20 protein-coding genes and 1 pseudogene are annotated in these 22985 nt (G+C 70.5%); 10 read left to right on the plus strand and 11 right to left on the minus strand.

Translation table 11 applies throughout. From position 1 onward, the window contains the following. The first annotated feature begins 34 nt into the window (after positions 1-34). Positions 35-1111, plus strand: coding sequence for a hypothetical protein (locus IPJ17_10465; protein ID QQR75964.1), 1077 nt, complete (start codon positions 35-37; stop codon positions 1109-1111). Between the two features lie 121 nt (positions 1112-1232). Here IPJ17_10465 and IPJ17_10470 read toward each other — a convergent pair whose 3' ends face one another. Further along, a complete protein-coding gene (locus IPJ17_10470) occupies positions 1233-3746 on the minus strand; it encodes a hypothetical protein (protein ID QQR75965.1) in 2514 nt (837 codons plus the stop codon). A gap of 439 nt (positions 3747-4185) precedes the next feature. Between IPJ17_10470 and IPJ17_10475 the strand changes: the two genes are divergently transcribed. The 4 genes and pseudogenes from IPJ17_10475 to IPJ17_10490 all read left to right on the plus strand — a co-directional run bounded on the left by IPJ17_10475 (position 4186) and on the right by IPJ17_10490 (position 9141). Further along, positions 4186-4452, plus strand: coding sequence for a hypothetical protein (locus IPJ17_10475; protein ID QQR75966.1), 267 nt, complete (start codon positions 4186-4188; stop codon positions 4450-4452). Beyond that, positions 4449-4613 (plus strand): hypothetical protein, encoded by a 165-nt coding sequence (locus tag IPJ17_10480; GenBank protein QQR75967.1) that lies wholly within the window; start codon positions 4449-4451, stop codon positions 4611-4613. The genes IPJ17_10475 and IPJ17_10480 overlap by 4 nt, the downstream gene beginning before the upstream one ends. After that, a pseudogene (locus IPJ17_10485) lies at positions 4610-5632 on the plus strand (ferric reductase-like transmembrane domain-containing protein). The gene IPJ17_10480 and the pseudogene IPJ17_10485 overlap by 4 nt, the downstream one beginning before the upstream one ends. A gap of 1373 nt (positions 5633-7005) precedes the next feature. Next, a complete protein-coding gene (locus IPJ17_10490; protein QQR75968.1) occupies positions 7006-9141 on the plus strand; it encodes a hypothetical protein in 2136 nt (711 codons plus the stop codon). A gap of 102 nt (positions 9142-9243) precedes the next feature. Here the strand turns inward: IPJ17_10490 and IPJ17_10495 are convergent, their stop codons facing one another. From IPJ17_10495 to IPJ17_10505, 3 genes are all read right to left on the minus strand, one after another. Next, positions 9244-10254: an MBL fold metallo-hydrolase gene (locus tag IPJ17_10495; GenBank protein QQR75969.1), complete on the minus strand. Its 1011-nt coding sequence runs from the start codon at positions 10252-10254 to the stop codon at positions 9244-9246. Positions 10255-10331: 77 nt separating this feature from the next. Beyond that, positions 10332-10724: a VOC family protein gene (locus tag IPJ17_10500; GenBank protein ID QQR75970.1), complete on the minus strand. Its 393-nt coding sequence runs from the start codon at positions 10722-10724 to the stop codon at positions 10332-10334. Between the two features lie 88 nt (positions 10725-10812). Then, positions 10813-11391, minus strand: coding sequence for a hypothetical protein (locus tag IPJ17_10505; protein ID QQR75971.1), 579 nt, complete (start codon positions 11389-11391; stop codon positions 10813-10815). Between IPJ17_10505 and IPJ17_10510 the strand changes: the two genes are divergently transcribed. Beyond that, positions 11374-13131 carry a response regulator gene (locus tag IPJ17_10510; GenBank protein ID QQR75972.1) on the plus strand — a complete coding sequence of 586 codons (1758 nt, stop codon included), beginning with the start codon at positions 11374-11376 and terminating at the stop codon, positions 13129-13131. The genes IPJ17_10505 and IPJ17_10510 overlap by 18 nt on opposite strands. A gap of 177 nt (positions 13132-13308) precedes the next feature. Then, on the plus strand, positions 13309-14703 hold the full coding sequence (locus tag IPJ17_10515) for a hypothetical protein (GenBank protein ID QQR75973.1): 1395 nt from the start codon (positions 13309-13311) through the stop codon (positions 14701-14703). Between the two features lie 33 nt (positions 14704-14736). Here the strand turns inward: IPJ17_10515 and IPJ17_10520 are convergent, their stop codons facing one another. From IPJ17_10520 to IPJ17_10530, 3 genes are all read right to left on the minus strand, one after another. After that, positions 14737-15489 carry a class I SAM-dependent methyltransferase gene (locus IPJ17_10520; GenBank protein ID QQR75974.1) on the minus strand — a complete coding sequence of 251 codons (753 nt, stop codon included), beginning with the start codon at positions 15487-15489 and terminating at the stop codon, positions 14737-14739. A gap of 208 nt (positions 15490-15697) precedes the next feature. Next, positions 15698-16582, minus strand: a complete 885-nt coding sequence (locus IPJ17_10525) for a DUF1444 family protein (GenBank protein ID QQR75975.1) — start codon at positions 16580-16582, stop codon at positions 15698-15700. Positions 16583-16648: 66 nt separating this feature from the next. After that, positions 16649-17161 (minus strand): hypothetical protein, encoded by a 513-nt coding sequence (locus IPJ17_10530; GenBank protein QQR75976.1) that lies wholly within the window; start codon positions 17159-17161, stop codon positions 16649-16651. Between the two features lie 335 nt (positions 17162-17496). On the opposite strand from IPJ17_10530, the gene IPJ17_10535 reads away from it, so the two are divergent. Genes IPJ17_10535 through IPJ17_10545 form a run of 3 tightly spaced genes read left to right on the plus strand, consistent with a single transcriptional unit; the run spans position 17497 to position 20000 of the window. Then, positions 17497-18693, plus strand: a complete 1197-nt coding sequence (locus IPJ17_10535; GenBank protein QQR75977.1) for a hypothetical protein — start codon at positions 17497-17499, stop codon at positions 18691-18693. Between the two features lie 3 nt (positions 18694-18696). Then, positions 18697-19389 (plus strand): hypothetical protein, encoded by a 693-nt coding sequence (locus tag IPJ17_10540; protein QQR75978.1) that lies wholly within the window; start codon positions 18697-18699, stop codon positions 19387-19389. After that, positions 19386-20000, plus strand: a complete 615-nt coding sequence (locus IPJ17_10545; GenBank protein ID QQR75979.1) for a TlpA family protein disulfide reductase — start codon at positions 19386-19388, stop codon at positions 19998-20000. The genes IPJ17_10540 and IPJ17_10545 overlap by 4 nt, the downstream gene beginning before the upstream one ends. A gap of 378 nt (positions 20001-20378) precedes the next feature. Here IPJ17_10545 and IPJ17_10550 read toward each other — a convergent pair whose 3' ends face one another. The 4 genes from IPJ17_10550 to IPJ17_10565 all read right to left on the minus strand — a co-directional run bounded on the left by IPJ17_10550 (position 20379) and on the right by IPJ17_10565 (position 22979). Then, positions 20379-21008, minus strand: a complete 630-nt coding sequence (locus IPJ17_10550) for a hypothetical protein (protein ID QQR75980.1) — start codon at positions 21006-21008, stop codon at positions 20379-20381. Between the two features lie 252 nt (positions 21009-21260). Beyond that, entirely contained in the window at positions 21261-21539 is a 279-nt protein-coding gene (locus tag IPJ17_10555) for a hypothetical protein (protein QQR75981.1), read from the minus strand. 47 nt (positions 21540-21586) lie between these two features. Continuing rightward, positions 21587-22021, minus strand: coding sequence for a DUF1801 domain-containing protein (locus tag IPJ17_10560; protein QQR75982.1), 435 nt, complete (start codon positions 22019-22021; stop codon positions 21587-21589). Between the two features lie 49 nt (positions 22022-22070). Further along, positions 22071-22979 carry an NAD(P)-dependent oxidoreductase gene (locus IPJ17_10565; protein QQR75983.1) on the minus strand — a complete coding sequence of 303 codons (909 nt, stop codon included), beginning with the start codon at positions 22977-22979 and terminating at the stop codon, positions 22071-22073. Positions 22980-22985: the final 6 nt, after the last annotated feature.

A 22985-nucleotide genomic window follows, 5' to 3' on the forward strand; every position in this document is an offset into this window, starting at 1 on the left:
GGTTCTGTCCCGGTGTTTCGCGCGTGGGCTCGCGATGCGAGCTGTCGCCCGCTCGACGCCTCTCTGGGCCATCGTCTGCGTGACGGGGTGGCTCGGCGCCGGGCGAGTGGAGGGCCAGCAGGTCGATCTGACCCTGGTGCCGGATGTCGCAGTCTGGAACGAGCAGATCGAAGCACGCGTCACCGGCGTCGGCTGCAGCGGTGTCTTCGCCCAGCCGGTCGAGAAGGTCGTGTCGAACCAGCACGTGATCGACATCGATCTGCTGGGTTGCGACGCCGCCTCGACCGCCTCGTTCTCGGCAACGGTCCGGGTCGGGCCGTTCCATCCCCTCTTCAGCCCGTACCGGATCCGCCTGCGGAAGGGGCCGGAAGCGCCGGGGCCGACTCCGCCGCCGCTGCCGGTGCTCGACCAGGTCGAGCTCCCGGTCTACGAAGCCGGATCGGCCGACTTCGTGCTCCCCGTCGTGGCGACCGATGCGGCGCCGGTGCTGCTCACCACGATCGTGCGACGGACCGCCGCCAGCTTCACCGTGGAGGAACCGCGAGTCCTTGGGAAGATCATCGAGCTTACCTATCGGATGGACCCGCCGCCGCCGATCCTGCCGATTCCGGTCCAGCCGGCTCTCGAGCCGATCGACTGGAATCTCGGCTCGCTGGCCGAGGGCGTGTACGAGGTCCGGCTCTTCGAGCGCAACCTCGACAATTGGCCCGACAAGGCGCTGGTGCGCGAACAGCTGGTCGTCCACGCTGCGAGATGCGTGCCGTCGCCGACGAGGCTTTGTCTGGGTGGCGGTCGGTTCCAGGTCGAGGCGACCTGGTCGGACTTTTCGGGAGGCACGGGCGCGGGACACGCGCGTCCGCTCGACGGCGACGGGGCAAGCGGGCTCCTCTGGTTCTTCTCGCCGGAGAACGTCGAGGTGACCGTGAAGGTGCTCGACGGATGCGGGGTGAACGGCAGCTACTGGGTGTTCCTCTCCTCGGGCTCGACGGTCGCGTTCGAGGTCAGGGTTACCGACAGGGTGACCGGCGCGACGCGCCACTACGCCAACGCCTCGGGACAGTCTGCGCCGCTGGTGTCCGACACGAGCGCGTTTTCCTGCGGCGGGAGCTGAGCACGCCGCAGGGTGCCTCGGGAGATCGTCGGTTCCGGATCACGACGGGGCGCACGGTCGTGCGCCCCGTTCGTTGGTGGCCGCTTTCGGGCCGTTGGTTTCGCGGCGATTGCCGGATCCGTCAGGGCGCGCTCGGCGTCCACCAGCGACGGTCGCCGCTCTCGAAGCCGTCGCGCAGCAGCGAGGTCGCGTCGACACCGACCGGCTGGAAGTAGGCGAGCAGGGGATCGTGGTCGGAGAGTCGGGCCACGCTCGAACCGTCGTTGCGCACTGTCTCGGCAAAGTCGGCGTTGACGTGCCCTGGCTCGAGCCGGCGTGCGACCGTGCCGGAGACCGCGGCGGCGTCGACGAGAACGTGGTCGAGCGATTGCGCCGCGCCGTCGAAGGTGTAGGAGTAGGTTCCGGCGCCGAGCCGGACGAGGTTCGGTGTGACGAGGTCGATGCCGTCGCCGGGGACGACGGACTGGTCGTCCGGAGCGGGCGCGCCGAGAATCGTTCCGATCGAGTCGACGAACCCGTCATTGACGTCGAAGGCGTTGAAGTCGCCGACCAGGACGATCCACTCGTTCGGGTCGGCGGCCTGCCGCGCCTGCACGACGGTGGCGACCTCCTCTGCCTGCTGCAGCCGCTTGGCGCGCACCCGCTGGCCCTCGGTCGTCCAGCCGTTGCTGCCGGCCGCTTCGCTGTTGACGCTGCCGAGCGAGCGCAGGTGGTTGACCATCACGGTGACGGGGAAGCGCTTCCCGTTGACGAAGCTGACGATGGCCTGCAGGCGTAGCGTCGGACGGTCGTTGAGGAAGGCCGTCGAGCTGTCCGGGCTGACGAAGAGCGTGTTGAAGCCCTCCTGGGCGACCGAGAGCGCTTCGACCCTCGCCACGCTTCCGGCGACCGGTGCCGTCTTCACCAGGAAGCCGACGTCGATGCCGCCGACATCGTGGCCTTCCATGAGATAGGCGGCGTACTGCGGGTCGGGTTGTCCGGCGGCCACCGCGTCGGCGTTGAGGCGCGCGGCGAGGGTCGAGAGCGTCGCCAGGTTCTCGCATTCCGCGACGCCGAGGATGTCGGGGGTGCGCAGGATCTCGCGAATCCCCCGCGACGCCTTCACCAGGCGCGCCTCGAAGGCGGCGGCCGAGAGCACCGGCTCGCTGATCGCCGGGTCGTCGGTGATGTCGAAGAAGCGCTCGAGGTTGTAGCTGCCGATGGTGAATTCGGCGCTCGTCGGCGTCGTGACCGCCACGGGCGTCACGCCTCCGGACGCACCGACGGTGGCGCTCGCGGCGATCTCGATCGTGTAGTGGCGGAAACCGTAGGTGAGCGGGCCGTTGATGCCAGTGAGCACCGTGCCGGTGTTGACGTCGAGCAGGGCATGTCCGACGCCGTCGCTATCGACGCGCAGCGTCTCCGGGTTGGTGTCGAACCGCGGTACGTTCGCGGGTGACCCGGCCGGCAGCGCGTCGGGGAGTTGCACCCCGGCTTCGCGCAAGGGGCGAGCAACGCCGGTCACGACGCCGTAGAGCACGCCGGTGCTGGTCGCGGTCGCCGTCGGCTCGTCGACCGAGCCGAGGGTCGGGGCGACAACGGTGAGCGAAGGTACCGTGACGAGCATCCCCTCGTAGCGCTCCAACTGGTCGTGCGCACCCGCGGGATCGGGAAGTGTGGTCGTCAGCGAGATGGCTGCAGGCAGCGGGTTGCCGCTCGAGTTCAGTGTCACCGACAGCTGCGGCGCGCCGATCTCGGTCAGTGGCGGCTGCTGGGTGTCGGCCGTCGGGATGTACTCGGAGACGGTCCCGGTGACGGTCACGCTGTCGCCGACCGCGACGGTGGGAGCGCTCGAGGTGAAGACGAACACGCCCTCGGAGGTGGTCGGGTCGGCGTCGGCGCTGGTGTCGGGTGCCTGCAGGTAGAAGCCGGTCGTCTTGACGCCGGTGACGATGCCGGTGGTCTCGACCGCCGTCGCGACGAACGGCGAGCTTGCGCCGCTACCCTGGATCTCGTGGATGGCGTGCGGGACCGGCGGGGCCGCACAGTTGTTGGCGGCGTTGGCGGTCGGCGACCCGGCCGCGTAGCTCGAGGTGTTGCGAGCCCCACCCGAGCCGTTGGGGCACCTACCGATCGACTCCGTGGCGCTCGCTGCGTTGGCGTTCTCGTCGACCTGCGGCTGTCCGGCGTTGAGCAGCACGAGCAGCCCCGGGTCGTCCGCGTCCGACGTGTCGTAGACCAGGGCATCGACCAGATTGGTCGTCGTCACCGCCGTGCCGTTCGGAAACGATGTCGCGTCGCCGTTGTAGAGAGCCACTGCGTCCTGACCGTTCTGCAGGAAGTTGCCGGCGAAGACGAGATCGACGCCGGGGACACCCGTGTTGCCGAGCACGAAGTAGCCGCTGGCGTCGGTCGAATAGCCGTCGAGGTCGAAGGCGGCGTAGGAAAGGTCGTTCGACCCGTTGTAGAAGACGACCACCATGCCCGTCAGCGACGTGTTGCCGGCGCCGCCGTCGAAGAGCTCGACGAACTCGGCCGCGTCGGTGCCGGCTTGGTCTGAGTCGAGCTCGTTGATGACGACGGTGGCGGCGGCGAGGGCCGGGAACACCATGAGGGTGAGCACGGCGAGCGAAAGGCGACAGAGAAGACGGCGCATGGGGGGCTCCTCGAGGCGGAGGCGCGGGACGGCGCAGAGTGGGTGGCGTCCTCGGGCGGATGCGGAGTCCGCGACTCGAACGACGACCGGCGAAGCCTACCATCGGGGACTCGCCCGGTCGGGTTGGGCGGGGCGAGCCGGCATCGGCGCTCGCACCACGCCGCTCATCAGGTGCTCGACAGGTGCCAGGGACTTGGCATCTCGCTTTGAGTCAAGCACTTGAGAAGTGGCTGGCACCTTTTCGGGCACCTCTTCGGAGAAGTGCCTCGGAAAAGTGCCTGGCACCCCTCCCGACCCGACTGGCGCGTCGGACGGTGGCTTGGGTAGCAGTCTGCCTCGGGGACTTGGCAGGGCTGGCCTCGCAGCGGCGTCATGGAACCTCCGAATGGGGACTCGCATCGCAGAGGCTGAGATTCAGCATTCGAGGTTGGAGGGGCCGATGGCAGCGGAGCTCGTCGCGCGAGTCGTGGTGGCAGGATCGGGTGTCTACGTGGGCGTGGGTGTCGTGCTGGCGCTCGCCCATCTCGGTCGCGGGCTCGCGCGGCTCGATCCGGCGGCGCGCGGCGCTTCGGTCGGATTTCGCCTGATCGTCGTGCCCGGCCTGGTGGCGCTCTGGCCGCTGTTGGCTCGCCGGCTCTTCCACGACTCGCCGCCGCCGGTCGAGCGGACGGCCCATCGCCGCGCGGTCGAAGGAGCGGTGCGATGATTCGCGCCCATCGCGATCGCCATCGCCGCCTCTTCCTGCTGTTGGCGCTGCTGTTGCCGGTGCTCCTCCTGGCGGCGCTTCGCGCCCGTCCGGCAAGGCCGGAGCTCGACCGCCCGCTCGCCGAGCTGCCGTCTTCCGTCGAGATGGAGGGCGGGCGATGAGCGCGGGCTACAAGGCGGTGCAGTGGTCGCCTGCCAAGCGCCGCTACGACCTCGTCCTCGGTGTCCTGCTCGCGCTCTACCTCGTCGCTTTCCTCGGCGTCACCGCCTCGCTGCGCCCGGAGATGACCGTGGAGACGGCACTCCTTCGCGCCTTTGGCACCGCGGCGTTCCTGCTGCTGCATGTCGCGCTGGCGATCGGTCCGTTGACGCGGCTAGATCCTCGCTACCTGCCCCTGCTGTGGAACCGCCGGCATCTCGGAGTCACGACCTTCCTCTGCGGCCTCGCGCACGGCGGGTTCGCCCTGGTGCAGTTCCACGCCTTCGGCGACCGGTTTCCGCTGATATCGCTGCTGGTGAGCAACACGCGGTTCGAGTCGCTCCCGTGGTTCCCGTTTCAACTGCTCGGCGCCATCGCGCTCGCGATCCTCTTCGTGATGGCCGCGACCTCGCACGACTTCTGGTTGACGCAGCTGTCCGCGCCGGTGTGGAAGGCGATCCATTTCGGCGGGTACGCCGTCTATGCGCTGCTGGTCGGACACGTCGCGCTCGGCGTGCTGCAGGACGAGCGGGCGCTGCTGCCGGCCCTGCTCGTCGGGCTCGGAATGGTCGTGCTCGTCGGGCTGCACCTCCTTGCCGCCGCGCGCGAGCGGCGCCTCGACCGGGCGCTCGCGGAGGCGGAGGCGGACGGCTTCGTCGCCGCGGCTCGCCTCGACGAGATCCCCGAGGGGCGCGCACGGGTGGTCTCGCTCGGCGGCGAGCGCGTGGCGGTCTTCCGCCACACCGGGACGATCTCGGCGATCTCGAATGTCTGCCAGCACCAGAACGGCCCGCTCGGCGAAGGCCGGATCGTCGACGGGTGTGTGACCTGTCCCTGGCACGGATATCAGTACCGGCCGGAAGACGGTGCCTCGCCGCCGCCGTTTACCGAGCGCGTGTCCACCTTCCGCGTGCGGATCGAAGGGAGGCGAGTGCTCGTCGATCCGCGCCCGCTGCCTGCGGGCACGCGGGTCGAGCCGGCGCGGTTCGATCCGGCGATCGTGTCGCCCCCGGACCGCAGCGACTTCTTCGTCGGTTACCTGCCACCGCCGCCAGGGATCCCACCGTTCTTGCGACGCGTCGCCGCGACGCTGGCGCTGTTGTTCCTCGCGGTGGGAGCCGGGCTCGCGGCGAGCCAGCGGGCGCTCGGACCTGGAGTGTACGACCCCTGGACGGAGGTGACGGTGTCCGGCGTCCTGCGCGCCGCGCCTCTGCCGGCGCTCTGGACGGCGGGAGATAGCGCCGGCATCGCGGTGCCGAGGGTCGTTCCCCTCGTGGGGGAGGGCAAGCACGCTCCGGCTCCCGCGGTGATGGCGCTCGCCGGACGTAGCGTGCGGCTCACCGGGCACTGGATCCGCCGCGGTCCGGCCGTGCTCTTCGAAGTGGCTCGCGCCGAGGCGGTGCCGGCGGCGGCGACGCCGGCCGTGGCGAGCCTGCCGCTCGGCGAGCAGTCTCTCGTCGGCGAGGTGGTCGACTCGAAGTGCTACCTCGGCGTGATGAACCCCGGCGAGGGCAAGGTTCACCGCGACTGCGCGGTGCGTTGCATCTCGGGCGGAGCCCCGGCGGCGCTCGTGGCGCGCACGCGGAGCGGGGAGCGATTCGTGCTCATGCTGGTTACTCCTGCCGGTCGCCCGCTCGGTCCCGAGCTGCTCGATCTGGTGGCCGAGCCGGTGGCGGTGCGCGGCGAGGTGGTGAGGCTCGGCGATCTGCCGCTGCTCGTGGCCGAGGCTTCCGCCTTCCGTCGCCTCGCCGCGGCAGGGGACCCTCAGCCCTCGACAGGTGCTCGACAGGTGCCAGGGACATGGCATCTCGCGTTGATTCAAGCAGTTGAAAAGTGAGTGGCACCTTCTCGGCACCTTCTCGCACCTTCTCGGTTGCTCGAGGCCAGGGCATCTCGCCGGGCGTTGGCGGGAGGGCGATCCGGTGGCCGTGACGTCTCGCGCGTCACTTGTGTGGGAGGCAACGTAGGCGTACCCTGATCTCGAGAGCTCGAACCAAGGGGAGCCGACGGGGGACGATGCCGGCTCGGCGCCGGGAAACGGCGTGAGCGGATCGACCAGTCGGGCTCGAACCGAACGGTAGCCGACGGCGACGTCCACGACACGCCTCTCGGCTCCGGCTCCCGGCTCCGTCTCGCCGCCTCCTTCCCCGAATCCTGGGCCGATCCCGGCCCGGAAGGAGGGAGGGTTCGGATGGAATGCAGCGCCCACACGGTCTGCCCGTGGCGGACCTTCCCCTCACTGGCCGTAGGACGAGAACCGACGCCCATCCGGGATTCCGTCCGGTTTCGACCGGCTGTCGCACACGACAGGCTTGATCCCGCGATAAAGGCTTCGACCGAGCCAGGGGGATCGCGATGACCACGTCGTACGAGCAACGAGTCGTCTCTTGCGTCGATTCGCCGGCCGAGGGTCGGCGTCGCCCCGTCCACCGCCGCATCGTGGCGGTCATTCTCGGTATTCTCTTGTCGGCTGGGGTGACGCTCGGCGCCGAGCCCGTGGCCTTGCTGCTCGAGAAGTCAGGCGTCGAGCCGGCGCTCGACCGGCCGTTGGCGGCGCCCGATCCCTCCGCGCGGGCGGAGGCGCTCGCTCGTCTCGCGACGACCGGACTGCTGCTGGTCCCCGATTCGACGAACAAGCGGATCATGGCCTTCGCTCCGGAGGATGGAGCCCTCGTCGATCCCGACTTCATCCCCTCCGACCCGGCTCATCTCGCCACGCCGGTCGAGGCGATTGCCGGGCCCGACGGGCGGACGCTGCTGGTCTCCGACCAGGTCAACGACGCCGTGCTCGAGTACGAGCTGTCGAGCGGCGCATTCGTCCGGCACTTCGCACCGGTCGGCGGGGCCGATCCCGACGTGCTCGACAACGCTCGCGGGATTGCCATGCACGATGGCCTGCTCCTGGTGACTTCCGCCGACTCGACCAATCACGACAGCGTGGTGATGTTCGACGGCAACGGGAGCTTCGCCGGGCACCTGGTCGCGCCGGGCGCCGGAGGGCTGCTCAGTCCGTTCGACATCGCCGCCGTCTCGGTCGGGGCAGGATCGCTCGTCGCTCGTCAGTGGCTGATCCCGGGCACCGGCAGTCACCTGCTGCATCGTTTCGAGGAAGACGGAGTGTCGGCTGGCGCGTTCGTCGCCGTGGACAGCTTCCCCGAGCAGGTCGAGCAAATCCCCAGCGGGAACGTCCTGGTGGCGGTCTTCAACGGTGGCCAGAGCGGCATTCTGGAGATCGCACCGACGGGAGAGTTGGTCGGCCGTTACCTGCCGGCGTCGCTCTCCGGGCTGCGCGGGGTCCATGCGCTCGACAACGGCAACCTGCTGACGACGTCGAGCTCGGGCGTCTTCGAGATCGATCGTCTCGGCAACCTGGTGGCGACGCGGATCGGCGACGTCAGCGCCCGCTTCATCAGCCGGATCGGCCCCTGGGTGCCGAGCGCTCCGCTGCCGGCGGCGGCCTCGCACTACGACGCCGAGGTCTTCGAGCGCCGGCTCTACGTGCCGGGTTTCCGCGCGAGTGACGGCTCGACCGACGGCACGGTCTGGAGCCGCGACCTGGCGACGGGACAGTGGAGCGACACGGGGGCGGAGATGCCGATCTGGGTGTCGGACTACTCCATCGCGCGACTCACCGACGACGAGGGGCCGGGGCTCTTCGTCTTCGGCGGTCGCGATGTCGACGGCGAGTGCGTGTCGGCGGTCCAGGTGTTCCGTCCCGACTCCGGTGTGGCGGAGGTCGTGGCGAGCGACCCGTGGCCAGGGACGGTCGACGGTTCGACGGTCCTTCCCGGGGGGGTCGCCGTCGTCGACAACCGGGCGATCGTGTGGGGGGGCGACTGCCCGAGCGCGGCCTCGCCGACGGCGAGCGCGCAGACCTGGATCTACGACCCGCGAGCCACCGCGGGCAATCGGTGGTCGGCGGGCCCCGACCTGCCGTCACCCGCGGCGGGCCAGGCCTCCGCCGTGGTCGACGGACGGGTGTACTCGCTCGGCGGCGACGCGGTCAGTGGTTCGGCGCGGACGGCGATCGACACTGTCCTGGTCTTCGACCCGAAGCAGATCGGTCTCGGCTGGCAGCCACGGGCCGCGATTCCGCCGCTCGGCCATGGCACCTCCGGATGCGACGGAACGGAGGCGTTCGGCTTCGACAGCGGCTCTTCCTGGCGCCTCGCCGGCAAGATCGTGCTGCCGGGTTGCGGGCAGTGGCCCGAGGCGTACGCCGACAGCTTCGCCTACGACGTGGCGAGCAATCAGTGGATGGCGGTCACCCCGCTCGCCCGCCGACACCGTGATCACGCCAGCGCGTTCCTCGTTGATGACGCGGGGAGCGCGAGGATGTGGAAGGGTGGGGGCGTGGAGCAGGGGGAGCTCGGCGGCGGATTGATCGAGGCGGACGCCTGCCTCGTCCTCTCGTCGAGCCTGCTCGCGGAAGGGTTCGAGACCGGCGGCCTGGAGGCCTGGCCAGGGGTCAGCTCGCCGTCGTCGCGCTGATGCCGCGGCTCGATCTCGTCCGCGACGAGCGCCGCAACGAATTCGCCGCCGTCGTGCCGGCGAGGTCGAGCCCCCGAGCCCCAGGCTCTCGTGGGCTCCAGGCTAGGCCTTGCAGAGGGCCTCGAGGCGGGACCGATCGCCGCGCAGGACCTCGCCCAGGTAGTAGTCGAGAAGCTCGCGGGTGAAGGACGGATCGGCGCCATCGAGCAGCGTCTCGGCGTCGTGGAGCCAGCCTGTCGCACAGGACTCGACCGGCTGCGTCGAGGCGGCGCAGTCGAGGAGCCGGCCGAACGCCGTCCGGTACGTCTCGAAGGCGGCTCGCGACATCGGCGGGCCGTGCCCCGGGACGAGGAGCTGGAAGTCGATGGTCGCGAGATGGTCGAGCGCGCTCCGCCAGCCCTTCGGGCAGGCGGTGTCGAGAAAGGGTACCGGCAGGGTGACGAGATCGCCGGCGATCAGCACGCGGGTTGCGGGATCGAAGACCCAGAGGTCGCCCGCGGTGACAGCGGGTGTCTCGAGCACCAGCCGCACGGTTCGCCCGGCCAGCGTCCGCTCGCCGGAGGCCGTGACGATCTCGTCGGGCGCCAGCTTGGGGATCGACGCGATCCGTGCCAGCTCAGCCTTCCAGGGGGCCGCGGTCGCGGCATCCGGCGCGGTCGCGATCATCTGCTCGAGTTGCCGTCGAGAGCTCGCCAGGAAGCCCTTGCTCGCCGCGTCGAGCGCTCCGCTGGCAAGGACGCGAAGGTCGGGGAAGGCCTGCCGCAAGTGCGCGTTGCCGCTGATGTGGTCGAGGTGCCAGTGCGTGTTGACCACTGCGACGATCGGGGCGCCGAGGGCCCGCGCGGCGGCGAGGACCCGCTCGGTGTGCGCGTCGTGTCGCCCGCTGTCGACGACGACGATTCCTCGAGGGCCGACCAGCAGGAGGCTGTTGCCGTCGGGCTGGCGGCCGGGGACGAAGCTCCCGGGGACGAGATGGATGCCGGCCGCGATCTCTCGTGCCGCGGTGGACGCCGGGCTTGCGGCTTCTTCCGGAGCGGTTGCCACGGCACGGGTCGTGCCGAAAGCGAAAGGGACGACGAAGGCGGCGAGCAGGAAGGCGTGGCGTCGTGCCATGAGGTCACCTCGACAGGTCTCCGCCCGTCTACGCGGCGGACAGTCGAAGGTTCGATCCCTCGACGGCACCGGTCGGCTCAATCGTAGGGATCAGCGCTCAGGCGCTCGGAGATCCACCACAGATTGCCGTGCGGATCGCGTACGCCGCCCTGGCGGTCGCCGTAGGGCATGTCGGCGACCGCCAGCACCATCGTCGCGCCGTGCTCGATGGCGCGAGACATGGCGCGATCGGCGTCGTCGACGAAGAGGTAGAACGAACTAGGCATCGCCGGATAGTCCTCGGTCGCTTCGCTCACCATCACCGTCGAGTCGTCGAATCGGACCTGGGCGTTGGCGACTTTCCCGTCGGGACGGAGGTGCCGCAGCGTCTCGTGGCCGCCGAGCCCGGCCATCAGGAAGTCGAGGAAGCGCTCGGCGTTGTCGACGAAGAGGTGGGGCGTGACGCGACCGAATCCAGGCGGAACGTGCATCGCGGGCTCCTTGCGGCCGAGGGCTGGGACGGGGACCGGGAGGCTAGCGGGATCCCCCCGGGTTCGGCAAGCGGCAAGTCGACGCGGCTCAGGGCACGAACGGCGCGTCGAAGACGAAGTCGCCGGTCTTCTCGCAGTACTCGGCCTGATCGCCGGGACCCGGACAAGATCCGCGCCCCATGCGCAACGCGCCGGCGAGGTGGCGCCGGTCGTGCGAGGTCAGGGTCACCACCGTGCTGTCGAGCCCGTTGGCGCGGCTCAGCATCTCGGTGTTGACCTCACCGTCTCCCGCGCAGAGCTCAGTGAGGTTGACCTCACCCTCCCGGGTCAGCATGACGGCCACGAAGGAGGCCTTGGCGCGGGCGCACCAGTTGCGCCGCGCCTCGTCGACGTTGGCGGCGTCACGATCGGTGGCAGCCGGCGGCTCCTGATCGGCGAGGACCAGCCAGGTGTAGGTCTGTCCGCCGATCGCGACGTGGTAGGCCCACGACGTTCGCGCCGTGAAGGGGACCTTCTCGGTCGTCGGTTGGTCGGGAGTGGCCGGGTTGGGGCGGATGCGGTCGATCGTGCCGCTGCCGCTCGCCTTGCCGAGTTCCACGGCGCTTGGCCCCACCGAGAGGAGGAGCAGGTTCATCGTCAGGACGAATGCGTGGGGCGGAATTCCCATCGGAGGCTCCTCGAAGGCTGCGGCGTCGGACGCTGCTCGAAGCCCGATCCTCTCACCGCGAGGAGGGCGAGCGGCAAGCGGGGACGCCGCGGCACGACAGACGTCGACGACGGGGTCGCCCGGTCACCGCACCTCCCCGGTGCCGCCGGTGCCCGTTCCGCGTCGCCGGGCCGCCGGTCGAGACGGCCGTGTCGTGGGCGTCGCCCGAGGAAGCGCTGTGCGCGGTTCGCAGGAGGCGCTGGCGCTCGGGCCGCGACCGGCCCGCCTGCGCTCTCGAAGCCCCGGGGGTGGTGCACTCTGAGAGACCTCCTGGCCGATGACAACGCGGTTTCGCGGCGCGTTCTCGAAGTCACGCTGCAGCGTCTGGGCTTCACGCCACTCGTCGTCGAGGACGGTCTCGAAGCGCTCGCCGTCCTCAGCGCCGAGAACGCCCCGCTACTCGCCGTGCTCGACTGGGTGATGCCGGGAATGGAGGGCATCGAGGTCTGTCGCGAGCTGCGGCGCCGGGGGCACGAACCCTGCACTTACGTGATCCTGCTCACCTCCCGTGGCACGGTCGAGGAGGTCGTCGTCGGCTTGGAAGCCGGTGCCGACGACGACCTCACCAAGCCGTTCGACGCTCACGAGCTGCGGGTGCGGCTGCGGACCGGACAGCGCATCGTCGAGCTGCCACGGACAGTTGATCCTGCAGGCCGCTCTCGAGGCGCTGCGCGGCAACTCGATCACCAACGAAGGGCTCACCTTCTCGAGCTGGGAAGTCGTCAGCGGCAACGTGGTGCCGGTCTCGATCGCCTTCCCGGCGCTCGAGCGCGCGACGCAGGTCGTGTTCGTGGGGCACTCCGGGGGTGCCCACGGTCTTCACCGCAACGCCGATCGTCTCGCCGATCATTCGCGCGGCTGGACGGCGTTTGCCGGCGACGTGGGCGCGGTCCTCGACGCCAACTTCCTGCCTGCGGCGGAGAACGAGGTCGACGTCGATCCGTCCCGGACGGGCGACTTCTACAGCGGCATCCGGAGCGGTGCGACGCCCGAGGTGGCGTCTACGACGGACAGCCGGACGATACCGCCCCGCTCTCGCCCTACCTCGAGCAGTACACGAGCTACCTGCCGTCGCCCGGTGCCTCGCTCGACACGATCTTCGACACCTCCTGCGTGGCGGAGCATGCGGCGGCGGGCGACGCGTGGAAATGCCGCAGCCGTCAGCATGTGCTCGCCCACCACATCTCGGCACCGATCCTCGTCCGCGAGGACCTCTCGGACCCGAACGACGAGCACACCCATGGCGGCGACGGCAACGTCGTCTGGTGGGGTCGCTGGGCAAGCTCGCCGAGCCGCACGGTCTTCGGACACGATCCCTGTCCGCCGGTGCTGACGCCCGGGGACGGGTCGCCGTACCGCGCACGATTGGAAGCCCAGGCGCAGACGCTGGTCAGCGGCTGCGCCACGCGCTCCGAGCTCGCGACCGGCGCGGACGCGAGCGGGCTGCCGCCCAGCCTCGCCGTCTTCATGCCGGACGGTGCGACCCACGAGGGGACGTACTCGAGCGATTCGTTCTTCGACTTTCGCGTCGTCGACGCGACCTCGTCGCGCAGCCTGCGGCAGATGGTCGAGACTCTCGTGCGGAGCCCCGCAACCGGCTACCTCGAGCGCCCTGCCGACGGACTCGGCAAGGCGATCTCGGTCTGCGGCGTCGCCCTGCCGTTCCTCGAGGATCGCGAGTCCGGCACTCTGGCCCAGTGACCGGCGCGCGAGCCGTGAACGGCCTCGCCGCGCGTGTCGGAGCTCGGGAGGTCATTCCACCGCTTGCGGCCGGCGAGGACGCTCGGTGCCGGCGCTTGGCGGGGCGGAGAAGCGCAGGTATCCTGCCGGAGCACACGATCCGCCGAAGTGGGTGAACGAGCTCCGAGGGGTGTCGCCATGAAGCGTTGGATCCGGCAATTTGGTTGGTTCGTGGCGGTGGCGATCTCGTTCGTCGCCGCGGCGCCGTCGGCGGGGCAGACGGCCGCGCCGTCCGCCGTGAAGTCGTTCATCCCCGCGCGCATCCTGACCGGGAGAACGGCACTCCTCGACCTGACCCTGGTCAATTCGGCGGGGGCGACCGCCACCGGCGTCGCGCTCACCGACAACCTGCCGGCCGGCATGACGGTTGCCGCGACCCCGGGTGGATCGACCACCTGCGACGGGACGGTGGCCGCCGCTCCCGGAGCGACCACCGTCGGACTCGTCGGGGCGACGCTCGCGGCCGGGGGCTCGTGCGAGATCCTGGTGACGATCACCGCCGGAGGCGTCGGCGATCTCGTCAACAGCGACTGTACGGTCTCCGCCGACAACGCCACCAGCACCGCCTGCAGCCCGGCGACCCTCACGGTGATCGATCGGCCAACCTTCGCCAAGGCGTTCGCCCCGAACACTACGCTCGTCGGGGGCACGGTGACGCTGACGTTCACTCTCACGAATCCCAACAACTCGCAGAGCAACCCGAGCTTCCTGCCGACCTTCGGCAACCTGGCCTTCGTCGACGATCTGCCGCCGGGGCTCGTCGTCGCCACGCCGAACGGTCTCGGCGGAAGCTGCCTCGATCCGCTGGCGCCCGGCGTGTCGGTGGCGGGAGACGTGACCGCGCCGGCCGGCGGCACCGCGATCGAGCTCTCGTCGCTCGCGCTCGCGGCCGACGCGGCCTGCACCGTCACGGTCGATGTGACGGCGACGTCGCTCGGCACGAAGGAGAACCTCACCGGCCCGCTCGGCTACACCTACGACGACGGCAGCGAGCCGGCCTGGTGGAGCACCCCGGGCGCCGCGGCGACGCTCGGGGTCGGCGGGCCAGATCTGGCGATCGCCAAATCCCACGTCGGGACCTTCCCGCAAGGCAGCGGCGGCCACGACTACACGCTCCTGGTGAGCAACGTCGGAACCCAACCGAGCTCGGGCGCGGTGACCGTGAGCGACGCGCTGCCCGCCGGCCTCACGGCCACGGCGATCGGCGGCAGCGGTTGGACGTCGTGCAGTGCCACCCCGGCGACCGGTCCGGCGATGCTCTCCTGCACGCGCAGCGACGCGCTCGCGGCGGCGGCGAGCTACCCGCCGCTCGTCGTCACGGTGAGCGTCGCCGCCGACGCCCCGGCGCAGGTCGTCAACGGTGCGACGGTGGCGGGCGGTGGCGACTCGAACTTCGCCAACGACGCAGCGAGCGACCCGACGACGATTCTCGCCGTGACGGTGATCGCCGTGCCGACGCTCGACGGCCGTTCGCTTGCCCTGTTGGCGTCGCTGCTCGCCGCCGCGGGTGCGCTCCTGCTGCGCCGTCGCTGAGCGCTGCCGCGGCGCCGACCGCGGTCCCCGCCGTCAGCGACGTGCGGCGGCGATGACATCCTGGTAGCAGGGCCCGGGCGCGCCCTTCCAGAGTCCGGACTGTTCGCATCCCGCGCGCAGCCCGGCCCGGGAGATCGCCTCGTGCAGCCATTCCGGATGGAACGCGATCGCCGCTTCCGGCCTCGCCGGATCGTGCAGCCGTCCCTGCGGAATCGGGTGCTCGAAGGTCGGGAAGGTGGCGCCGCGGGCGATCGCCGTTCGGCCGAGGGGATCGAGCACGAAGAAGGTGGCGAAGAGTCGTCCGGTCGGGCTCAGCACGCGGGCGATCTCGGCGAGAAAGCGCTCGGTGGCGTTCGGCTCGAGGTGGGTGAAGAGCGACGTCGCGACGACCAGGTCGAAGCTCGCGTCCGGCCACTCGAACACGCACTCGGACGCGGGGATCGTTCCGGTCGGGTTGTAGACCCGCGAGCGGACGTCGACGTGGGTGAAGGTCAGCCGGCGATCGTGCCCCAGGTGGTGTCGACACCAGTCGACGTAGAGCCGGCTCGCGTCCATGCCGATGTAGCGGGCTCGTCTCCCGAGCTGTCGCGAGAGCGGCCAGGCGATGCGACCGAGCCCGCAGCCGACGTCGAGCACGTGCTCGCACGCGGTGAGACCGACCGTGCGGCGGATGAGGTCGACGGTCGCTCGGCCGATCTTCCAGAAGTCGCCCTGGCCGACGCCGGCAAGCAGATTCGAAGGCGGGAGCGGCGGAGAGGTCCAGGGCAGGAATCGCTTCCAGAGCATCGGAGGCCTCGTCGAGTCGCGCGGGTCCTCGCGTCGAACTGCGACCGTCGATCGTCGGACCCGCGACAGGTGGTGCCTTCCTGGCATACGTCCATACCGCGTTCGGCGTCGTGTGCGTCCCGCACGGCGGACGTCGCGACGATTCCGCTGGGCGCGACGCACCCGGGCCGACCGAGGGTGGAGCGCGACTGCCGGGGGGACGTGAGGTCTACCGCGGCAGCTCGCGGAGCGAGGTGGCCGTAACTTCGAGGATCGCGTCGCTCAGGGCGTAGGGATCGTGGGAGAACTGTTCGGCGACGGTGCGCCGGGTCTGCGCGGCGACGTCCGGCGAGGCGTCGGCGCGCCAGAGGACGAGCGTGTCGCGGGTGGGGATCGCCGCGTGAAACGGGCTGCCGAGCGCTGCGGCGGCAGCGGCGCGCACGCTCGGCAGGAGCAGCCGCGCGGCGTCGTAGCCGTCGTGGGTGGAGAAGACGAGCACCGTCTCGGCCCCGTCGGCGACCTCGGGGGAGAGGCCGGCGCTCGCCCGGTCGAGGTTCTCCAGGGCCCGGGCACGAACCTCGTCGAGCGTGACCTTCCAGCGTGCGAGATCGTCGACGAGCACGTACTGATAGGTCGAATCCTGGTCGAGAACATAGGCCTCGATCGCGCCGTGGGCAAACGGGCGATGGGCGAGCGGCATCCGCGTTCCGTATTCGGCCGGAGCGATCTGCGGCCGGAGCAGCGGCTTCGCGGCGACCCAGTCGAGGGCTCTCGCCGCAGCGGCCGCGTCGGCGGCGGCGAGGCTGGCGCCGAGCTGTTCGCGCACGAGGCGGGCGAGCGCCGCGTCGTCGCCGCCGTTCTGCCGGTCGACGAGAAAGAGGTTCTGCAGGCCGAGCTCGGCGTTGCCGTGCTTGAGCACTCGCGGGTCGCCGGTCGCCGTGAGCTCGCGTCCGGGCAGCTCGCGTGCCGCGGCGGCAAGCACGCGATCGCGGAAGCGCGCGAGCTCGGCGTCGCTCGGCGGCGCGTTCCGGGTCGAGTCGGCGTGGCGGCAGCCGACGAGCACCGCCACGGCGGCGAGCAGGAGGGAGCCGGGAATCCGGCGTCTGGGGGGCACGACCGGGAGCTTACCCGACGCCCTCGCGCGCCGTCGAAGACCTGCGGGAGGCGGAGGGGGCCGCCCTCAGCTGGCCTCGGCCCAGTGTCTCCAGACCGAACGGGCCTGCGGGTGTTGGGCCATCCCGCGCATGATCCGGGCGACGAGCGGGACGACCTCGGGTGCCGGGACTCCCTGGTCGTGGCGGCGGAGTCGCATCGGACCGAGCACTCTCAGCTTCTCCGGACCGTGGGAGGGGAGGTAAGCCTGCTCGATGCGGAGAGGCTCTTCCATTCCGGGGCCCCAGAGCTCGACGATCAGCACGTCGACCGTCGGGTCGTCGCTCGCCAACTGGCCGTTGCACGCCAGCGCCCAGGGCCAACCGGCGGAGCGCCAGGTCTCGGACTCCTGCCTTCCTTTCGCCAGGGCCGGCTCGGCGGCCGGCGCCGCGAACTGCACCAGCCGGAGGTCGGATCCTCGTCCGACGAAAGCCAGCGGTTGCAGGGGTTCGCCCTCCGGAAGGTCGAGGGCGTTGGCGACGGCCTGGGCCAGGGCCAGCCCGGCAGCATGCAACGCGTCGTCCGATGTGGTCTCGCTCATCGGGGGGCTCCTTTCCCCTGGGGGGCGATCGAATCCGCCGAGAGCCACCGGTGGTGTCCCCCGGCGGGTCGACCTCGTACCTTTCGGGCTCGAGTCACCGGGGTCCTCCGCCGGCTCCCGGGCCCTTCTTCTCTTCTTCGCTGCCGCCGGAGGCAAAGACCGGACACTTTTCTCGGGAGGAGGCTTCGTGGGCTGGGCGAGTCGGGTGGCGACGGCCTCGAGGGAGGCCTTGTCGCCCAGAAAGCGGTGCTAGCATCCGGGGCGATCCGCCGCTCGCAGCGGACACCCGATCGGCACGCCGTGCAGCAGGAACGAGTTCCGGGAGGTCCCCGCCTGTGAATGCCACCGCCAAGCCCGTCTGGATCCTGATGGCGCTCTGTGCGCTCGCCGGCGCGATCTTCGCCGGCGTGTCGACCCACGACTACGTCGCCCACCTCGATCGTCAGGTACACGCGATCACCTGCTCGTACATCCCCGGTCTCGCGTCGACCGACGCGAGCGGCACCTCCGGCTGTCACGTGACGATGATGAGCCCGTACTCGGCGGTGCTCCGCTCGGCGACCTGGGGCGGCGTGCCGATCGCACTCGGCGCGCTGTCGGTCTTCGCCTTCCTGCTCTTCCGCATCGTCGGGCTGATCCTCGCCGGCAAGACGGCCGAGGCGGGGGAGACACGCTTCCTGCTCGTCGCCTCGCTCCTGCCGCTCGCCGTCTCGATCGGCTACTTCATCCTCTCGGTCGCCGTGCTGGGCGCCGTCTGCAAGCTCTGCGTCGGCATCTACGCGAGCTCGCTCGGCCTCTTCGTCACGGCGCTCGTCGCCCATCTCGGCGCGGCGCGCGGCGCGGCGGAGGCTCCGGCTTCCTGGGGTCGCTTCGCCTTCTCCTTCGCCGAGGGCGTGGTCTTCGTGGCCGTGCCGCTGCTCCTCTACCTCTTCCTCAAGCCGGCTTATCCGGCAACAGGCAAGTGCGGCGATCTGCTCCACCCGGAGGATCGCTACGGCGTCCGCTTGAAGCTCGGCGAGGCGACCGGCGGTGCGCCGGCGATCGAGCTCGTCGACCCGCTCTGCCCGGCCTGTCGTGGCCTCGGGCAGCGGCTGGCCGCGAGCGGCCTCGATCGCCGGCTGGCGCTCGAGACCGTCCTCTTCCCGCTCGACAAGTCGTGCAACTGGATGGTTCAGGAGTCGGTCCATCCGGGGGCCTGCGCGGCGAGCGAAGCGGTGCTGTGCGGCGGCGCCCAGGGGCGCGAGATCCTCGCCTGGACCTTCGCCCACCAGGAGGAGCTGCACGAGCTCGGGCGTGCCGACCCGGCGAAGGTCGGGGCGCGGCTCGCCGCGCAGTTCCCCGCGATCGCCGGTTGCCTCGGCAAGCCGGAGGTGCGGGCCAAGCTCAATCGCTCGCTGCGCTGGGCGGTGGGCAACTCGCTGCCGGTGCTGACGCCGCAGCTCTTCGTCAACGGCGAGAAGGTCTGCGACGAAGACACCGATCTCGGTCTCGAGTACGTGCTCTCGCGCCGGCTCGCCGGCGCGGGGAGGTGAGCCATGCCGTCCCGCAACCTGTCCACGATGCTCTCGCTCGCCGGCCTCGTCGCGCTCACCGCGCTCGTCGCCTTCTGGGTGCACGGCGCCTCGACCCGCCTCGCCGAGGCGCAGACGCCGGCTTCCGCCGGGGTCGCGGTGGCGAGTGCATCCGATCAGGGCTACTGCACCGGCTCGCTCAAGCAGATCCTGCGGCGGGTGCTCACCTCCTGCGGCCTGGTCAAGGGGGGTGGCACTCGCGGTTGCCAGCCGCTCGAGGCGCGTTCGGTCGCCGCGATGTCGGGGCACGATTTCAACGCGCTCTTCTCCCCGCTCGCCGACCGTGCCGCCATCCTGCAGTTCGACCAGGACAGCGGCGACCTCGACAGCGGCGCGCTCGCGTTGCTCGACAAGACCTTCGCCGACCAGCGCGGAGCCTCCTACTTCCTGGTGGTGTCGCGCGCGTCGCCGGAAGGTGGCGCGGCCTACAACCGCGACCTGTCGCGCAAGCGCGCTGACGGCGTGCTGCAGCACCTGCGCAGCCGCTTCAACGACCCGGATCTCGACCAGGAGGTCGGTCTGCTCTGGCTCGGCGAGGAGTTCGCCCAACTCGATCCGGAGTTCTGCCGCTGGTCGCGTTCGCGCCCCGGTGACACCTGCACCTCCGCCCAGCTCAACCGTTCGGCGTTCATCGCCTGGATCGACTGCCGGCTGTGAGCCGACGCCGCATCGCCTCGCTGCTCGCCCCCGTCCTCTTGGCCGGCCTCACGGGGGTCACCTGCGGTCGCTCGGAGCCCGCGCCGACCGTCTCGCGCTTCGACGCCGTCAAGGCGAGCGCACCCTCGACCGACACCGCCCGCTGGTGCGATGCCTCGTTCCCTGCCGGCGGTCCGCACCTCGACCTGCCGAAGCTCGTCGCGGCGCGACCTGGCAGCGCCGCGCCGGTGCTCCCCGCCGGCCGTCCCTTCTGGGTCAACGTCTGGGCGACCTGGTGCGTCCCCTGTCTGCGCGAGATGCCGCTCGTCCTGCGCTGGCGCGACGCGCTGCGCAAGGAGGGCATCGCCGCCGAGGTGCTCTTCCTCTCGGTCGACGAGAAGGAAGCAGATCTCACGAAGTTCCTCGCCGAGCATCCGGAGACGGCCCCGGATCCTTCGGGGCGACTGGTCAGCTCGGCTGACCTCGATCCCTGGCTCGCGCGCTACACCCAGCCCGCGCCGGGCGGCATCCCGCTGCAACTGCTCGTCGGCGCCGACGGTGCCCTGCGCTGCATCCGCGCCGGCTCGTTGCGCGACGGGGACTATCCGCTCGTTGCGTCGCTGTTGCGCTGAGGCGGTTGCTCGAGGCTTGAGGGTGGGTTCCGGCCAGTTGCTGGCCGCCGAGGTCTCTTGTTTCTCCGCCAGTGGGCAGCATTGCCTCTTGAGATGCCGGTTTCTGGAGCCGTGACATGGCGGCGAAGCTGAGAGTCTCGCTCGGTGGCGCGGACCTGTGTTCGGCCAGGCCTCATTCGGAGACGATCTCGTTTCGGGAGCTGGACACTGACAGGACGAGACGGGGGGTTCAGGGGCCTTCGCTGCCCAGGCTCGATGAGCTTGGGCGCACTTGGGGGGTCCACGCCACCTCTCCCGAGGGACTCCTGGCTCCCTGCTCCTAATTCCTCTTCTCCCGCGCGAGATTCCGCTTCGGGAACTCTCTTGTGGGTTGTCAGCCTATGCGCCGTCGGAATCTAGCCTCGAAGCGGGCTCATTGCGGCAATTCGGTTCCAGGGTGCCGAGCAGGCTCTCCCATCTGGCCTTCGCTTCACGATCTGGATTGAACCAGTCGCCGTAGGCCATACCAGAAACGAAGATGATGTAGAGGAGGCCAAGTATGACCGTGATCAGGACGCCGCCGCGCGGCTGGAGCTCGTAGGTGGGAAACGCCGCCCACAGCACGAATGGGAACGCGCTCGAGAGAACTCCGAGTGTCAGAAAGACCACAGCTTGGGGTTTGGTGTACCCGATGTGGCCACCTGACTGCCGGAGCCTCTCGATGTCTCGCTCCCAGTCGGATGCACTCGTCACCACCAGGTAGGTCGAGATCGTCCGAATCGCTGCTCCGAGTCGATTAGCCAGGAAGAAGAGCAGGAAGAGGACGACGACGGTCAGCCAAGCCACGACGAAGCGGAAGGCGCCGAGAGGCTCCGTGGCCGTCGGCGTCTGACCTGGGATCTGCCAGGCGGTCAAGGCGCCGAACAGCGTGATGCTGAGTGTGGTCAAGAGGAAACGCTGGTTGACGAGTTGGTTCACCTCGGCGTGGAGTTTCCGCTGGTCCTCGGGCTTCGGTCTCTCGATGGGCATCGTTCGGTCCTCGCAAGGGATTCTTGTAGAAACGGGTAGTGAGTGACTGCGGGTCTCTCGTGGTCTCTTCCCGGGTGTGGCCGAGATGTGCCGTCTCGAACTCGCCTCTATGGAAGGAGTCGCAGTCCTTGTCGACAGTTGTTGGGACCGCCTTCGCCACTCCTTCATCCGCCTATTCGCAGGGTAGACGCAAGCGCGAACAGTGTCCTGCCCAGCGAAGCTCGAATGGAGATCGAAGGCACGCGGCGTGGCTCAGCGCTCGACCGTCTGATGCTGATCCGGGGAGGTCCAGGTGATCTCGAGAAAGGTCCCGGCGACGAGGCCGCGCTCGCGCAGGTCGGCGAAGATCTCGGCGGGTGGCCAGCCGTGGGGAGCCCCGGCGAGCGGCAGGCCGAGATTGCGGAGCGTCGAGAGCAGGCGGGCGAGCTGCAGTTCGTCCGCATCGGGGAGCGTCCAGCCGTCGCCGCGGGCGTGGCCGCCGAGCTCGGCGAGGAGGGGGACGAGCGATTCCGAGGGCGCGTCGACCCCCACCCGGCCGTCGCCGGCGAAGGAGACGTGGGCGGGACGCGTGCGGTCGGTCAGGGGTGCGGTTCCGGCGTGTCGGCGCCCGCCGGCTTCGCCGCCTTGCGGGCCGACGGACGGGAGGAGGCGGTGCTCCGCTGGCTGTCGTGCTCGTCAATTCTCGCTTGGACCAGCCGGCGCACCAGCGCCGGCGAAAGCGGGTTGGCTTCGGTGTAGCGCACGGTGCCCTTGCTGGTGTCGTAGTCGTCGAGCTCGTCGGCGAGCGCGGCGATCGGATGGGCCCCGGGGTAGAGAGCGCAGTGGCGGACCGCGGCGCCGAAGGCCACCAGCAGCCGTCCGTGCAGACGGAACGCCGGGAGACCGTAGCTGATGCACTCCTCGGCCTCCGGGGCGGCGGCGCGGATCTGCTGCCGCAGCCGTTCGAGCGCGGCGCGCTTCTCCTCGGGTAGCGGCGCGAGGTACTCGTCGATCGTCTGCGGCTTGGTCGTCATCGGAGGTCCCGTCGGGTCATCTCGCGCGGAGTTTGCACGTCTCACCGTATCAGGGGAACGGCCGGCTGTGGGGGAAACCGGGCGGCAGGACCTCCGAGGAGCGCCGGTCGAGCTCGGCGAGGACCTCGGCGAAGCCGTGGACGCTCCGCCAGCCGAGCTCGCTCGCGGCACGGGCGGGGGAGTAGACGCGGTCGATCGTCGCCGGCATGGTCCAGCCGCGCCGGGCGAACGCATCGACGAGCTCCGGGGCGCGTCGCGCGAGCGTCCTCGCGGCGTCGCTCCCGAGCTCGGCGACGTCTTCCGGCAGGAAAGGCGTCGCTCCGGAGATGACGAAGGTCCGGTAGCGCTCGCGGGCGGCGGCGGGGCGCTCGTCGAGGGCCGCGGCATGGGCGTCGGCGACGTCGCGTGCATCGACGCCCCGAGACAGGCGGTGGAGCGCCATCGCGGGCGCCGGTTCGGGGAAGCAGCGTGACATGCGAAGGACGGTCACGGCGAGGTCGTCGCGCTCGGCGATGGCGGCGAGCCGGCGCTCAGCCGCGAGTTTGGTTCGATGGTAGACGGTCCGCGGCTGCGGCGTCGTCGTCTCGTCGATCCAACGGGCGGGTGCGCCGGCCGCTCCGGCGACGCCGTAGAGCGCGGTGGTGCTGGTGAAGACGAAGGTGCGCACGCCGGCCTCGACGGCGAGCCGAGCCAGCGTTTCGGTTCCCTGGACGTTGACCCGCTCGAAGGCGTCGTCGCTCTCCAGGCCGACGTGTGGAGCGTGAAGCGCCGCGACGTGAACGACCGCGTCGGCGCCGTCGAGCGCGCGGCGCAGTCGAGCGGTGTCGTCGAGCGCGGCGACGATCGCGGTGGTCGACGAGGGCGTGCGATCGAGGCCGACCACCGCGTGCTCGGCTGCCAGCCGGACGACGATGGCGCGGCCGATCCGTCCGGAGGAGCCGGTGACGAGGACTCTCACGGAGAT

The sequence above is a fragment of the Holophagales bacterium genome (assembly GCA_016699405.1).
Classification (GTDB): Bacteria; Acidobacteriota; Thermoanaerobaculia; order Multivoradales; family JAGPDF01; genus JAAYLR01.

What these genes read in the sequence shown, in the direction of transcription:
- IPJ17_10465 (QQR75964.1), top strand. Translation starts at nt 35, where the DNA reads ATGCGAGCTGTCGCCCGCTCGACGCCTCTCTGGGCCATCGTCTGCGTG.
- IPJ17_10470 (QQR75965.1), bottom strand. Translation starts at nt 3,746, where the DNA reads ATGCGCCGTCTTCTCTGTCGCCTTTCGCTCGCCGTGCTCACCCTCATG.
- IPJ17_10475 (QQR75966.1), top strand. Translation starts at nt 4,186, where the DNA reads ATGGCAGCGGAGCTCGTCGCGCGAGTCGTGGTGGCAGGATCGGGTGTC.
- IPJ17_10480 (QQR75967.1), top strand. Translation starts at nt 4,449, where the DNA reads ATGATTCGCGCCCATCGCGATCGCCATCGCCGCCTCTTCCTGCTGTTG.
- IPJ17_10490 (QQR75968.1), top strand. Translation starts at nt 7,006, where the DNA reads ATGACCACGTCGTACGAGCAACGAGTCGTCTCTTGCGTCGATTCGCCG.
- IPJ17_10495 (QQR75969.1), bottom strand. Translation starts at nt 10,254, where the DNA reads ATGGCACGACGCCACGCCTTCCTGCTCGCCGCCTTCGTCGTCCCTTTC.
- IPJ17_10500 (QQR75970.1), bottom strand. Translation starts at nt 10,724, where the DNA reads ATGCACGTTCCGCCTGGATTCGGTCGCGTCACGCCCCACCTCTTCGTC.
- IPJ17_10505 (QQR75971.1), bottom strand. Translation starts at nt 11,391, where the DNA reads ATGGGAATTCCGCCCCACGCATTCGTCCTGACGATGAACCTGCTCCTC.
- IPJ17_10515 (QQR75973.1), top strand. Translation starts at nt 13,309, where the DNA reads ATGAAGCGTTGGATCCGGCAATTTGGTTGGTTCGTGGCGGTGGCGATC.
- IPJ17_10520 (QQR75974.1), bottom strand. Translation starts at nt 15,489, where the DNA reads ATGCTCTGGAAGCGATTCCTGCCCTGGACCTCTCCGCCGCTCCCGCCT.
- IPJ17_10530 (QQR75976.1), bottom strand. Translation starts at nt 17,161, where the DNA reads ATGAGCGAGACCACATCGGACGACGCGTTGCATGCTGCCGGGCTGGCC.
- IPJ17_10540 (QQR75978.1), top strand. Translation starts at nt 18,697, where the DNA reads ATGCCGTCCCGCAACCTGTCCACGATGCTCTCGCTCGCCGGCCTCGTC.
- IPJ17_10550 (QQR75980.1), bottom strand. Translation starts at nt 21,008, where the DNA reads ATGCCCATCGAGAGACCGAAGCCCGAGGACCAGCGGAAACTCCACGCC.
- IPJ17_10560 (QQR75982.1), bottom strand. Translation starts at nt 22,021, where the DNA reads ATGACGACCAAGCCGCAGACGATCGACGAGTACCTCGCGCCGCTACCC.